At 73.2% G+C, this 13,479-nt stretch carries 10 protein-coding genes and 2 pseudogenes; 10 read left to right on the top strand and 2 right to left on the bottom strand.

Annotated elements, in window-relative coordinates; genetic code table 11:
• Positions 1-131: 131 nt before the first annotated feature.
• Both efp and nusB read left to right on the top strand, forming a co-directional pair.
• Positions 132-695 (top strand): elongation factor P, encoded by a 564-nt coding sequence (gene efp / locus NBW84_RS12675; protein ID WP_250284813.1) that lies wholly within the window; start codon positions 132-134, stop codon positions 693-695.
• On the top strand, positions 692-1,108 hold the full coding sequence (gene nusB / locus NBW84_RS12680; protein WP_445548488.1) for a transcription antitermination factor NusB: 417 nt from the start codon (positions 692-694) through the stop codon (positions 1,106-1,108). The genes efp and nusB overlap by 4 nt, the downstream gene beginning before the upstream one ends.
• A gap of 483 nt (positions 1,109-1,591) precedes the next feature.
• On the opposite strand, the gene bldD is transcribed toward nusB, so the two are convergent.
• On the bottom strand, positions 1,592-2,092 hold the full coding sequence (bldD, locus tag NBW84_RS12685) for a transcriptional regulator BldD (protein WP_013874517.1): 501 nt from the start codon (positions 2,090-2,092) through the stop codon (positions 1,592-1,594).
• Positions 2,093-2,402: 310 nt separating this feature from the next.
• On the opposite strand from bldD, the gene pyrR reads away from it, so the two are divergent.
• The 8 genes and pseudogenes from pyrR to mihF all read left to right on the top strand — a co-directional run bounded on the left by pyrR (position 2,403) and on the right by mihF (position 13,272).
• Positions 2,403-3,071 (top strand): bifunctional pyr operon transcriptional regulator/uracil phosphoribosyltransferase PyrR, encoded by a 669-nt coding sequence (gene pyrR, locus NBW84_RS12690; protein WP_445548487.1) that lies wholly within the window; start codon positions 2,403-2,405, stop codon positions 3,069-3,071.
• 115 nt (positions 3,072-3,186) lie between these two features.
• Positions 3,187-4,110 (top strand): aspartate carbamoyltransferase catalytic subunit, encoded by a 924-nt coding sequence (locus NBW84_RS12695; RefSeq protein WP_250284815.1) that lies wholly within the window; start codon positions 3,187-3,189, stop codon positions 4,108-4,110.
• Positions 4,107-5,570, top strand: a complete 1,464-nt coding sequence (locus NBW84_RS12700) for a dihydroorotase (RefSeq protein ID WP_250284817.1) — start codon at positions 4,107-4,109, stop codon at positions 5,568-5,570. Before NBW84_RS12695 ends, NBW84_RS12700 begins: the two co-directional genes overlap by 4 nt.
• Positions 5,571-5,716: 146 nt before the next feature.
• Positions 5,717-6,118 (top strand): annotated as a pseudogene (locus tag NBW84_RS24295) (PH-like domain-containing protein); the annotation flags it as partial.
• 837 nt (positions 6,119-6,955) lie between these two features.
• Entirely contained in the window at positions 6,956-8,047 is a 1,092-nt protein-coding gene (gene carA, locus NBW84_RS12705; protein WP_250284833.1) for a glutamine-hydrolyzing carbamoyl-phosphate synthase small subunit, read from the top strand.
• Positions 8,048-8,243: 196 nt separating this feature from the next.
• Positions 8,244-11,654, top strand: a complete 3,411-nt coding sequence (carB, locus tag NBW84_RS12710; protein WP_250284820.1) for a carbamoyl-phosphate synthase large subunit — start codon at positions 8,244-8,246, stop codon at positions 11,652-11,654.
• 136 nt (positions 11,655-11,790) lie between these two features.
• Positions 11,791-12,723 (top strand): orotidine-5'-phosphate decarboxylase, encoded by a 933-nt coding sequence (pyrF, locus tag NBW84_RS12715; RefSeq protein ID WP_250284821.1) that lies wholly within the window; start codon positions 11,791-11,793, stop codon positions 12,721-12,723.
• Positions 12,724-12,954: 231 nt separating this feature from the next.
• Positions 12,955-13,272 (top strand): integration host factor, actinobacterial type, encoded by a 318-nt coding sequence (gene mihF, locus NBW84_RS12720; protein ID WP_250284822.1) that lies wholly within the window; start codon positions 12,955-12,957, stop codon positions 13,270-13,272.
• Here mihF and NBW84_RS12725 read toward each other — a convergent pair.
• A pseudogene (locus NBW84_RS12725) lies at positions 13,251-13,479 on the bottom strand (hypothetical protein); the annotation flags it as partial. The gene mihF and the pseudogene NBW84_RS12725 overlap by 22 nt on opposite strands.

A 13,479-nucleotide genomic window follows, 5' to 3' on the forward strand; every position in this document is an offset into this window, starting at 1 on the left:
TAGGGGGCATGTGGGTGGCGGGGTCCCCGGGCCGCGCCGAAGGCGCTGCCCGGGGCAGATAGACTTTCGCGGGATCCCCCCCCGTCAGTCGAACGGGCCAACCTGCTGGTCCGGCTGGAGAGTTGTGCGCAGTGGCGACCACGAATGATCTGAAGAACGGCATGACGCTCGACCTCGACGGCACCCTGTGGAACGTCGTCGGGTTTCAGCACGTCAAACCCGGCAAGGGCGGGGCCTTCGTCCGGACGACGTTGAAGAACGTGCTGACCGGCAAGGTTGTCGACCGTACCTTCAACGCCGGGGTGAAGGTCGAGGTGGCGACCGTCGACCGCCGTGAGATGAGCTTCCTCTACCGTGACGGCGCTGATTTCGTCTTCATGGACAGCGAGTCGTTCGACCAGATCCCGATCCCGCCGGCGGTCGTGGGCGACGCGGCGAGCTACATCCTGGAGAACACGACGGCGACGGTCGCGCTGCATGACGGGGAGCCGCTCTACGTGGAGCTGCCCGCCAGCGTCGAGCTGGTCATCGCGGCGACCGAGCCGGGTGTCCAGGGCGACCGTTCCACCGGTGGCAACAAGCCGGCGACGCTGGAGACCGGTGCCACGGTCCAGGTGCCGCTGTTCATCACCACCGGGGAGAAGGTCAAGGTGGACACCAGGGACGGCCGCTACCTGGGCCGGGTGACGAGCTGAGCGCCCGGTCGAAGGCCCGCAAGCGCGCTCTCGACATCCTTTACGAGGCGGACCTGCGCGGGAGCAGCTTCACCGAGACTCTCGCGCAGCGGCTCGCCCAGGCCGACCCGCCGGTGCCCGAATACACGGTCTCGCTCGTCGAGGGTGTCGTCGAGCGGCTCGCCGACATCGACGAGATGCTCTCCGACCATGCCGAGGAATGGACCCTCGAGCGCATGCCGCCGGTGGACCGCAACATTCTGCGGATCGGCGCGCTGGAACTGCTGTGGCGTGAGGACATCCCCGACGGGGTGGCCATCGACGAGGCGGTGGCGCTGGCGGGTCTGGTGTCGACCGAGCGGTCGCCGGTCTTCGTCAACGGGCTGCTGGCGCGCCTGCTCGACCTCAAGCTGGGCCGGGCCTCCCGCTCGTAGGAGCGCGGGCCCGCAGCGGCCTGGCGGGGAACATCACTGGCGGGGAACATCCCTCGCGGGGAACGCCAGGAGCGCGACAGCTCGTAGGAGGCCCGTCAGGCCCACCGCGGCGCGACCGCCGGGAACAGTGTCGAGGCCCCGCTCGTTCGAGAACGTGGGTGTCCCCGGCCTGGCCGGGTGACATCTCGGAGGATGTCCCGACCAGGCCGGGGGCGAAGCGGCCGGACCTGCTCGTCTTCCGTCGGCGGCACGCGGGAACGATCTGCCGCCGACGGCCGTCCGGACATGACGACGCCCGTGACGACGGCATACGCGGAGACGACGCTGGCTCCGCGTGCGGCCGAGCAGGCCGCCTCCGCCTGCGGCCGAGCAGGCCGCGTGGTCCGCCGATGGCCCCGCCAGGCCCACGTTCACGTCCCGCGGCGACGTGAAAGGCGCGCCCGCGCCGCCTGTGTCAGGCAGGGCCCGGTCAGCGGTGGCCGGTCAGGCCGATTCGCTGATTCCGGCTTCCTGGCCCTGTTCCGGGCTCAGGACGCCCCATGAGACGAGCTGCTCGGTGAGCTTGCTCGGCGAGGTGTCGTAGATGACGGCCAGGGAACGCAGGTCCTCGTACCGGATGGACAGTACGCGGCCGTTGTAGTCCCCACGCTGGCTCTGGATGGTCGCCGCATAGCGGGCGAGTGGGCCGCCGTGTTCCTTCGGAACCTGGGAAAGCCGTTCCAGGTCGAGGACGATGCGCGGAGACTGCTCGAGCGGAGCCACGGTGGAACCCTCGGGGAGGAGCTCTCCCACGGGGACACCGTAGAACTCGGCCAGTTCGGACAGGCGCTGCACCGTAACAGCGCGATCTCCGCGTTCGTAGGAGCCCACGACGACAGCCTTCCAGCGCCCGTGCGACTTCTCCTCGACGCCATGAAGCGAGAGCCCCTGCTGGGTGCGTATTGCTCGCAGCCGAGCACCGAGCGCCTTCGCATAGTCGGACATCGGAGTGCCCACTCCCGTCGTGGTCGATCAGTTGGAACCGGGGCTCTTGCCGCCGGTGGTTACCGATAGTAGTCCTGGGTCGGTTGTCGCTCACCACCAGGGGGGTCGTGTCGACACTTTCTTTGTACCACTTTCTGTAGCCCGTCGATTGCACTAGGCGTTACGAGTAAAGAATTTCTGTGTCACGGACCGTTCGTGTGCAGGCAGTTCATGTTAGGTAACGTGCAGTGACAATGCGTGCTGCCTGATACCGTCATCCGGACCGCTCCTTTAAGGACCGTCCCGTGAGGCGGGGAAGGAGGGCCTGGATATGACCACGCCCGCCCCAGGTAGGCCCACTCCAGGTAGGCCCGGGCCAGGCACCCCGGGGCCAGGCGCCCCCGGCCAGGCCGGGTCCGCGCCCGGCCCGCGGGCAGGCGCTCCCGACAGCCCCGGCACGGCCCACACGGTGCTCTCCGGCGCGGACATCGGCCGGGTGCTCACCCGGATGGCCCACCAGATCCTGGAGAAGACCGCCGGTGGGAACGGCGTCGTGCTCCTCGGTATACCCACCCGCGGTGTCCCGCTGGCCCGCCGGCTCGCCGACCGGGTCCGGGCGGTCGAAGGCGTCGAGCTCGGCGTGGGCTCGCTCGATCCGACCATGCACCGTGACGACCTCCAGCTGCGCGCCGTCCGCCCGCTGGCGGTGACCGACCTGCCGGACGGTGGGATCGACGGCCGCACCGTGATCCTGGTGGACGACGTGTTGTTCTCCGGCCGGACGGTGCGGGCGGCGCTCGACGCGCTGGCGCAGTTCGGCCGGCCCCGGGTGGTGCAGCTCGCGGTGCTGGTGGACCGCGGGCACCGGGAGCTGCCGATCCGGGCCGACTACGTCGGCAAGAACATGCCGACGTCCAGGCAGGAGGCCGTCGCGGTCCGCCTCACCGAGACCGACGGCCGGGACGCCGTGATGATCCTGTCGGAAGGAGCGGGCCGATGAGTCCGGGGGGTGCGCCGGCGCGCCCGGCGTGCCGGCACGGCCGGGCCGTCGCACCGCCGCCCGCCGCGGCTGTGAACGGGCCGGCTGTGAGCCGGCCGGGGACGGCGGGGCAGGCATGATGCGCCACCTGCTGTCCACCCAGGATCTCGGCCGGGACGACGCCCTGCTGGTGCTGGACACCGCCGAGTACATGGCCACCGTCGCCGGCCGGTCGGTGAAGAAGCTGCCGACCCTGCGCGGCCGTACCGTGGTCAACCTCTTCTTCGAGGACTCGACCCGGACCCGGACGTCCTTCGAGCTCGCCGCCAAGCGGCTGTCCGCGGATGTGATCAATTTCTCGGTCCGGGGGTCGAGCGTCTCCAAGGGCGAGAGCCTCAAGGACACCGCCCAGACCCTGGAGGCGATGGGGGCCGACGCCGTGGTCTGCCGGCATCCCGCCAGCGGCGCGCCGCACCGGCTGGCCGCCTGGGTGCGCGGCAGCGTGCTCAACGCCGGGGACGGCATCCACGAGCATCCGACCCAGGCGCTGCTGGACGCGTTCACCATCCGCCGCCGGCTCGGCCGGGTCGAGGGCCTGTCCGTCACGATCGTCGGTGACGTCCTGCACTCCCGGGTGGCCCGCTCCAACGTGTGGCTGCTGTCCACGCTGGGCGCGTCCGTGACGGTGGTCGCCCCGCCCACCCTCGTCCCGGTCGGGGTGGAGCAGTGGCCGGTGGCGGTCTCCTACGATCTGGACGCGGTCCTGCCCACCAGCGACGTGGTGATGATGCTGCGGGTGCAGCGGGAGCGGATGACCGCGGCGTTCTTCCCCACCGAGCGGGAGTACAGCCGCCGGTACGGTCTGGACGCCGACCGGCTCGCGGCGATGCCGCCGTCCGCGCTGGTCATGCACCCGGGGCCGATGGTGCGCGGCATGGAGATCGCCTCGGATGTGGCCGACTCGACCCGCTCGACCGTGGTCGAACAGGTCGCCAACGGCGTAAGCGTGCGGATGGCGGTTCTGTATCTGCTTCTCGGCGGTACCAGGGAGGTGCCATGACGCGGCGCGGCGACACCGCCGGCGGGCCCGCGCACGAGGCCGGGCGCTGGCATCTGCGCGGGGTGCGGCCGCTCGGCGGCGACCCGGTGGACCTGCTGCTCGACGGCGGGATCATCGCCGAGGCCGGTCGCGACCTGTCCGCCGTGGGCGCGACGGTCCTGGACGCCGACGGCCTGGTCGCCCTGCCCGGGCTGGTGGACCTGCACACCCACCTGCGCGAACCGGGCCGGGAGGACGCCGAGACCGTCGCCTCGGGCACCCGGGCGGCGGCACTGGGCGGTTTCACCACCGTGTTCGCGATGGCCAACACCGAGCCTGTCGCGGACACCGCCGGCGTCGTCGAGCAGGTCTGGCGGCTCGGGCGGGACGCCGGGCACTGCGACGTGCGCCCGGTGGGCGCGGTGACCGAGGGGCTGCGCGGCACCCGGCTCGCCGAGCTCGGCGCGATGGCGTCCTCGGCGGCGGCCGTGCGGGTGTTCTCCGACGACGGCAACTGCGTGTCCGACGCGGTGCTCATGCGCCGGGCGCTGGAGTACGTCAAGGCGTTCGACGGGGTGATCGCCCAGCACGCCCAGGAGCCCCGGCTGACCGAGGACGCGCAGATGAACGAGGGGGCTGTCTCCGCGCGGCTCGGCCTGCCCGGCTGGCCGGCCGCCGCCGAGGAGGCGATCATCGCGCGGGACGCGCTGCTCGCCGGCCACGTGGGCTCCCGGCTGCACGTCTGCCACGTCTCCACCGCCGGCTCGGTGGAGCTGCTGCGGTGGGCGAAGTCCAAGGGCTGGCGGGTCACCGCCGAGGTCACCCCGCACCACCTGCTGCTCACCGACGACCTGGTCACCTCCTTCGACCCGGTCTACAAGGTCAACCCGCCGCTGCGGACCGCCGCGGACGTGGCGGCGCTGCGCGCCGGGCTCGCCGACGGCACGATCGACTGCATCGCCACCGACCACGCCCCGCACGCCCCGCAGGACAAGGAGACCGAGTGGATGGCCGCCCGCCCGGGCATGGTCGGCCTGGAGACCGCCCTGTCGATCGCCATCATGACCATGCTGGAGACGGGCCTGCTGGACTGGGCCGGCCTCGCCGACCGGATGTCGGTCGCCCCCGGGCGGATCGGCGGTCTGCCCGGCGGCCTCACCGGCGGTCGGGCCAATGCTCTGGCTGGTGGCCAGGCTGGCGGGCAGGCTGGCGGGCATCACCACCCGCCCGTGGCCGGCTCGCGGCCGTCCCGGGCGGCCGCCCACGACGTGCACCCGGCCGGCGCCGGGGCGCTGTCGCTGTCGGCGGGAGCCGTGGCGAACCTGGTCCTCGTCGATCCGGTGGCCCGGTGGACGGTCGACGCCGGCGCGCTGGCCAGCCGTGGCCGCAACACTCCCTACGCTGGCCGCAAGCTGCCTGGACGGGTCCAGGCCACGTTCTTGCGGGGGCGTCCAACCGTGCTCGACGGGAAGATCGCATGACCGACCATCTCACCTTCGCCGCCGCGTTCGCGGCGCTGCCCGGCGGCCTTCCCCTGGCGGAGCCCGCGCGCGGCCCGGACCGGCTGGGCCTGCACCTGCTGTTCGCCTTCGGCTGCATCCTGCTGTTCATCGCCGCGGTGGACGCCATGCGCCGCAGCTGGCGCCACCGCGCGCGCCGCCAGGAGGAGGACCTGCCCGACCTGCCGGCGGTCCCCGAGACCATCGGTGAGGTGGTGGCCGCGCCGATCAAGGGCCTGTACCTGGGCACGGTGGACGCCGGCCACTGGCTCGACCGGGTCACCGCCCGCGGGCTGGGGGGACGGGCCGACGCGTACGTCTCCGTCCACGACCGCGGCATCCGGGTGGACCGGGCCGGTAACGAGCCGTTCTGGATCCCGCGGGAGGCCGTGCGCGGCGCCCGTCTCGAGCGGGCGCACGCCGGCAAGGTCGCCGGCGTCGGGCGCATCATCGTCATCGCCTGGTCGCTGGGCTCACACGAGCTGGAGACGGGCCTGCGCGGGGACGACCGGGCCCGCCAGCCCAAGGTGGTCCGCGCTGTGCACAGCCTGATCGGCCCGGGGCCGGCGCCCACCGACGGCGAGATCACCAGGCCCCATCCGGTCGGCCGGGCGGTCTCCCGGCTGCGCCCGCGGGCGCTGGGCGCCGCGGGGCCGGGGCAACGCTCCACCCCCGCCCGGCCCACGGGCGGGAGCGGGCCGGGCGGCACGCCAGCGGACAGCGGGCCGGGCGGGCCGGTGGTGACGGGCGCGGCGACGGTACCGGGCCTGCCCCGCCCACAGGGCGTTTCGCCCACGGGGCCGCAGGGCGTTCCGCCCGCAGGGGCACAGGGCGCTGCGCCCACGGGGCCGCGCGGTGGCCCGTCCACGACGGGGCGGGGCGGTTCGCCCATAACGGTGGTCACCCACCCGCCGTCGTCCACCGCGGCGCGTGCACCGCTGCCGCCCGGGCCCGGGCCGGACGGGCCGGGCGGGCCGGGCTATCCACCGGCCGGCGGGCCTGCCCCGGCAGGTGGTCCCGGTGAGCCGGGCGGGCCCGGTGGGCCCGGCGGGCGGCGGCGCCCGCCGGATGGGACCGGGCACACCGCGCGGGCCGATGGTCAGACCAGCGGTGTCGATCCACTGACGTCCCCGCTGGGGGAGGTCGTCCGCAAGATGAAGGACACCTGGGTGAGTGCCCCGGCGGGCCCGCGGGGCGGCGGCCCGCCGGGGCGGGCCGGGGACGCGTCGCAACGGATTGGGGACGTGGTGAGCGTAGGCGGGGACAGCTCCGGCGGTCGGGCGTCGGTGGCGGGTGGCCTGCCCGGCCATCTGTACGGGCCGGCGCGCTCCACCGCGCCGCGCGCCGGCGGCTCGGACGTCCGGCTGATGTTGGAGGACGGGCGCGACTTCGTCGGTGAGGCGTTCGGCGTGCGGGGGGAGGCCTTCGGCGAGGTCGTCTTCGCCACCGGTATGACCGGCTACCAGGAGACCCTCACCGACCCGTCCTACCACCGGCAGATCGTGGTCATGACCGCGCCGCACATCGGCAACACCGGGGTCAACGACGACGACAACGAGTCGGAGCGGATTCACGTCGCAGGCTTCGTGGTGCGCGACCCGAGCCGGATCGCCTCGAGCTGGCGGGCGCGGCGCACCCTCGACGACGAGCTGGCGGACGCCGGGGTGGTGGGCGTCAGCGGCATCGACACCCGGGCCCTCACCCGCCACCTGCGGGAGCGCGGGGCGATGCGGTGCGGCATCGGCCCGGCCACGGAGGATCCCGGCGAGCTGCTCCAACGGGTGCGGATGAGCCCGAGCATGGTCGGCGCCGACCTGGCGCCGCAGGTGAGCACCCGCGCGCCCTACGTCGTGCGGGCGGCCACCGACGCCCCCTACTTCCGGGTGGCCGCGCTCGATCTGGGCATGAAGCGGGCGACCCCGAACGCGCTGAGCGCCCTCGGCTGCGAGGTGCACGTCCTGCCGGCGCGCAGCGGCGCCGACGCGCTGCTGGAGCTGTCCCCGGACGGGGTGTTCCTGTCCAACGGCCCGGGCGACCCGGCGGCGGCGGACTACGCGGTCCAGGCGGTGCGCCGGGTGCTCGACGCCGGGGTCCCGCTCTTCGGGATCTGCTTCGGCAACCAGGTGCTGGCCAGGGCGCTTGGCTTCGAGACGTACAAGCTGACCTACGGCCACCGCGGGATCAACCAGCCGGTGGCCGAGACCGCGACCGGCCGGATCATGGTGACCAGCCACAACCACGGCTTCGCCGTCCGGGCGCCGCTCGACGGCGTCACACGCACTCCGTACGGGCGGGTCGAGGTCAGTCATGTGGCGTTGAACGACAACGTGGTCGAGGGGCTGGCCTGCCTGGACGTGCCCGCGTTCAGCGTCCAGTTCCATCCCGAGGCGGCGCCGGGCCCGCACGACGCGCACGGCCTGTTCGAGCGCTTCCGCGATCTCATGGCTGCCCGCCGGTGACGCCCGACGGTCCTGGCTGTCCGCTGACGAGGCCCAGCGGGCACGGTGTCGTGGGGCACCGCGACGGGCCGGGTATGGGACGCTGCGAGCCGGCCCGTGGGCCGGCCATCCCGGGTCCGGCGGGCCGCCAGCCGGGTGCCCGCGGGGCGGGCCGGGGGGCAGATAGACGGGGACGCGGACGGGAGGTCGTGCGCTGATGCCGCGGCGGGAGGATCTGACCAGCGTCCTGGTCATCGGGTCGGGGCCGATTGTCATCGGCCAGGCGTGCGAGTTCGACTATTCCGGGACGCAGGCGTGCCGGGTGCTGCGTTCCGAGGGCCTGCGGGTGGTGCTGGTCAACAGCAACCCGGCCACGATCATGACCGATCCGGACCTCGCGGACGCCACCTACGTCGAGCCGATCACCCCGGAGACGGTCGCCAAGATCATCGAGAAGGAGCGCCCGGACGCGCTGCTGGCGACCATGGGCGGGCAGACCGCGCTGAACACCGCCATGGACCTGCACGCCGCGGGCGTGCTCGACCGCTACGGCGTCCGCCTGATCGGCGCGAACATCGACGCGATCCGCGCGGGCGAGGACCGGCAGGCGTTCAAGGACATCGTGGCCGCCGTCGGCGGCGAGACCGCCCGCAGCGCCATCTGCACGACCCCGCAGGAGTGCCTGGCCGCCGCCGAGGAGTTCTCCTACCCGGTGGTGGTGCGCCCGAGCTTCACCCTCGGCGGCGCCGGCAGCGGCTTCGCCCACGACGCCGGCGAGCTGCGCCGGATGGCCGCGGACGGCATCGCCGCGAGCCCGTCCTCGGAGGTCCTGGTCGAGGAGTCCGTGCTCGGCTGGAAGGAGTTCGAGCTCGAGCTGATGCGCGACCGGGCCGACAACGTGGTCGTGGTCTGCTCGATCGAGAACGTCGACCCGATGGGGGTGCACACCGGCGACTCGGTGACGGTCGCCCCGGCGATGACGCTGACCGACCGCGAGTACCAGCAGATGCGCAACATGGCCATCGCGGTCATGCGCGCGGTGGGTGTCGACGCGGGCGGGTGCAACATCCAGTTCGCCGTGGACCCGGCGACCGGGCGGCTCGTCGTGATCGAGATGAACCCCCGGGTGTCCCGGTCGTCGGCGCTGGCCTCGAAGGCCACCGGGTTCCCGATCGCGAAGATCTCCGCGAAGCTCGCGCTCGGGTACACCCTGGACGAGATCCCCAACGACATCACCCGCACCACCCCGGCGGCCTTCGAGCCGGCGCTGGACTACGTCGTGGTCAAGGTGCCCCGGTTCGCCTTCGAGAAGTTCCCCGGGGCGGACCCGGCGCTGACCACGACGATGAAGTCCGTCGGCGAGGCGATGGGGGTCGGGCGCAGCTTCGCCGAGGCGCTGCAGAAGGCGCTGCGGTCGCTGGAGCAGCCGTCGGCGGTGTTCGGCTTCACCGGCGGCCCGGGGGACGCCGAGGAGCTGCTGGCGCGGGCCGGTGTCCCGCACGACGGCCGGCTGCGCACGGTGCAGCAGGCGCTGCGGGCCGGGGCGGACCGGCTGCGGGTGACCGAGGTGACCGGTATCGACCCCTGGTTCGTGGAGCAGATCGACCACCTCAACCGGATCGCCGCCACCGTCACCGGTGACCTGGCCGACCTCGCCCCGGCGGACATCCTGCGGGCCAAGCGCGCGGGGTTCTCCGACGCCCAGCTCGCCGACCTGCTCGCCACCACCGAGGACGCCGTGCGCGCGGCCCGCCACCGCGCCGGCATCCGGCCCGTCTACAAGACCATCGACACCTGCGCGGCCGAGTTCGCCTCGGCCACGCCGTACCACTACTCGTCCTACGACAGCGAGACCGAGGTCGCCCCCAGCGGCCGGCCGCGGGTGATCGTGCTGGGCAGCGGGCCCAACCGGATCGGGCAGGGCATCGAGTTCGACTACGCCTGCTGCCACGCGGTGATGGCGCTCTCGGACGCCGGCTACGAGACGATCATGATCAACTGTAACCCGGAGACGGTCTCCACCGACTACGACACCGCCGACCGGCTCTACGTCGAGCCGCTGACCGTCGAGGACGTCCTGGAGGTCGTCCACGCCGAGCGGCAGGCCGGGGAACTGGTCGGTGTGATCGTCCAGCTCGGCGGCCAGACCCCGCTGGGCATCGCCGCGCCGCTGGCCGCCGCCGGCGTCCCGATCGTCGGGACGGAGCCGCGCGCGATCCACCTGGCCGAGGACCGCGGCCTGTTCGGGCAGGTGCTCGCCCGGGCCGGGCTGCCCTCGCCGCCGCATGGGGTGGCGACCCACTTCGACGAGGCCCGCTCGGTGGCGGAACGGATCGGCTACCCGGTGCTGGTACGGCCGTCCTACGTCCTCGGCGGCCGCGGGATGGAGATCGTCTACGACGAGGCGATGCTGCGCCGCTACATCGAGCGGGCGACCGAGATCAGCCCGCGGCACCCCGTCCTGGTCGACCGGTTCCTCGACGACGCCGTCGAGATCGACGTGGACGCGCTCTACGACGGCACCGAGCTCTACCTCGGCGGCGTGATGGAGCACATCGAGGAGGCCGGGGTCCACTCCGGCGACTCCGCCTGCGCGCTGCCGCCGATCACCCTGGGACGCGGCGAGCTGGAGCGCATCCGCGAGTCCACCCGGCTGATCGCCGAGGGCGTGGGCGTGCGCGGCCTGCTCAACGTCCAGTACGCGCTGCAGTCCGACGTGCTGTACGTGCTGGAGGCCAACCCGCGGGCGTCGCGGACCGTGCCGTTCGTGTCCAAGGCGACCGCGGTGCCGCTGGCGAAGGCCGCCGCCCGGGTGATGGCCGGCACGACCGTGGCGCAGCTGCGCGCGGAGGGGCTGCTGCCCGCCCACGGCGACGCCGCGGTCCTGCCGCTGGACTCCCATATCGCGGTGAAGGAGGCGGTGCTGCCCTTCGGCCGGTTCCGGGACGCCGGCGGCCGTGGGGTGGACACCGTGCTCGGCCCGGAGATGAAGTCCACCGGCGAGGTGATGGGCATCGACGCCGGCTTCGGCGCCGCCTACGCCAAGTCCCAGGCCGCCGCGTCCCTGTCGCTGCCGGTCTACGGCCGGGTGTTCGTCTCGGTGGCCAACCGGGACAAGCGGGCGATGATATTTCCGGTCAAGCGGCTCGCCGACCTCGGTTTCGTCGTCTACGCCACCGAGGGGACCGCGCAGGTGCTGGGCCGCAACGGGGTGAAGGCGGTCGTCCTGGGCAAGCACTCCGTGCCCGACCCGGACCTGGTCGACTGCGTCGAGATGATCATATCCGGCCAGATCAACCTGGTGATCAACACGCCGTGGGGGGTCGGGCCGCGGCTGGACGGGTACGAGATCCGGGCGGCGTGCGTGGCCACCGGCGTGCCCTGCGTCACCACGATCCAGGGCGCCGCCGCCTGCGTGCAGGCCATCGAGGCCCTGATACGCGGCGACATGGGTGTGCGGCCGCTACAGAGCTTCCACGCCGGGCTGCACGACGCCTGGGAGCGGACGTACGGCCCCGGCACCGGCCAGGACGCCGGCCGGCCCACTGATGATCAGCGTACCGGCGGGCCCGCCGGTACCGCGCCCGCCCCCGCCGGCGACGCCCACCGGCAGACGGTGATCGGATGACCGCGTCCGGACGACGGTGGCCGGACGACGGTGGCCGGACGACGGTGGCCGGATGACGGTGGCCGGACGACGGTGGCCGGATGACGGTGGCCGGACGACGGTGGCCGGATGACGGCGTGCGGATGACGGAGGCCGGATGACCGCGTTCCCTCGGACCCGGGTGGGCACCTGGACGTCACGCCCACCCCTGGCGGTCGCGCTGGACGTGCCCGACGGGCCGTCCGCCCTGCGGCTGGCCGCGGCGGTGGCCCCGCACGTGGCCGTCCTGAAGGTGGGCCTGGGGCTGTTCCACCGGGAGGGCCCCGGCATCGTGACGGCCCTGCGGGACCTGGCCACGGACGTGCCGCGCGAGACAGCGCACGTGCCACGCGGGACAGGGCGCCCGCCTGGCACGGCCGCGGACGGGCCGGGCGCCGGCGGGCCCCCTGTCCCCGGTGTCCCCACTGCCTCCGCTGCCGGCCCCACCGCCTCCGCTGCCGGCCCCACGGCCCGTGCTGCCGGGGCCCAGGCTGCCGAGGAGCGTGTCGGGCTGTTCCTCGACCTCAAGCTGCACGACATCCCCAACACGGTGGCCGCGGGGATGCGCTCCGTGGCCCGGCTGGCGCCCCGGTACGTGACGGTGCACGCCGCCGGGGGCACGGCGATGGTGCGCGCCGCGGTCGACGCCGCGCCCGACGTCGAGGTCGCCGCGGTGACCGTCCTGACCTCCCTGGGGGGCGCGGAGCTGGCCGCCGTCGGGTTCGCCGGGACGCCGTTGGACGTCGTGCGCAGGCTCGCGGCACTGGCGGTGGCCGCGGGCGCGCGCGCGGTGGTGTGCAGCCCCCGGGAGGTCGCCGCGGTCCGTTCGGAAGTTGGAAATGATGTGACTCTTATCACACCTGGCATCCGTGCGGCGGGGTCGCGGCCCGATGATCAGGCGCGTGCCGCAACACCCGCCGAAGCTGTCGACGCAGGTTCCGATCTTCTCGTGGTCGGCCGTCCGATCATTGCCACCGACGATCCGGGGGCTGCCGCGGCCCGGTTCGTGGCCGGATGGCGACCCGGCCACGGTGCCGCTGACCTGGTGTGACATCACACAGGCCCCACTCCGGCCATCTCGAGGGGATCTGCCCGGTACGGTGGTCCGCGAGCGACCGAAAGCAAAGGGCGCGTGTGGCGGCAACCCGATTCAGGCCAACGTATGGACCCCGTCCTGTGGACAATAGTCCGCGGATGTGCCCGTACCGCCGGCTGGACCGAGACACCCGTTATTCGCTAGTTTGCGCGGCGCCGTGATCACCCCAAAGAAGGAGGCGTACCCGTGCCCCTGCCGCCCCTCACGCCCGAGCAGAGGGCTGCTGCCCTCGAGAAAGCTGCGTTGGCGCGTAAGCAGCGTGCGGAACTCAAGGGACGGCTCAAGAAGGCGGAAGTGTCCCTCGCGTCCGTCCTGGAGAGAGCCGATACCGACGAGGTCATCGGAAAGATGAAGGTGGCCGCTGTTCTGGAATCCCTGCCCGGCGTCGGCCGCGTCCGCGCCACAAGGATCATGGAGCGGCTCGCGATCAGCGACAGCCGTCGCCTGCGCGGCCTGGGTGCCAAACAGCGTGCCGCACTGGTTCAGGAGTTCGCGGGTTCCTGAGCACCACCGGTGGCCGGCAGGCACATGACATATCCCTGGGCACAGCGAGGCTGGTACGGCGTCCCGGCAATGGTGGGCAATGGTGACAGGCACACCGCGCCGGGCCGCCGTACCGACTTTTCTTCGCCGGCGCGCCACCGGGCATGCGCACCGGCGAGCCGGGCGCGGCCAGCCGGTGCGGGAGCCGGCGGGCGGACGGCCGCGGGC

The organism is Protofrankia sp. CiP1_Cm_nod2 (assembly GCF_920664355.1).
Classification (GTDB): Bacteria; Actinomycetota; Actinomycetes; order Frankiales; family Frankiaceae; genus Protofrankia.

Coding starts and splice junctions, on each gene's coding strand:
- bldD (WP_013874517.1), bottom strand. CDS start 2,092: ATGTCCGACTATGCGAAGGCGCTCGGTGCTCGGCTGCGAGCAATACGC.
- pyrR (WP_445548487.1), top strand. CDS start 2,403: ATGACCACGCCCGCCCCAGGTAGGCCCACTCCAGGTAGGCCCGGGCCA.
- NBW84_RS12695 (WP_250284815.1), top strand. CDS start 3,187: ATGATGCGCCACCTGCTGTCCACCCAGGATCTCGGCCGGGACGACGCC.
- NBW84_RS12700 (WP_250284817.1), top strand. CDS start 4,107: ATGACGCGGCGCGGCGACACCGCCGGCGGGCCCGCGCACGAGGCCGGG.
- carA (WP_250284833.1), top strand. CDS start 6,956: ATGTTGGAGGACGGGCGCGACTTCGTCGGTGAGGCGTTCGGCGTGCGG.
- carB (WP_250284820.1), top strand. CDS start 8,244: ATGCCGCGGCGGGAGGATCTGACCAGCGTCCTGGTCATCGGGTCGGGG.
- pyrF (WP_250284821.1), top strand. CDS start 11,791: ATGACCGCGTTCCCTCGGACCCGGGTGGGCACCTGGACGTCACGCCCA.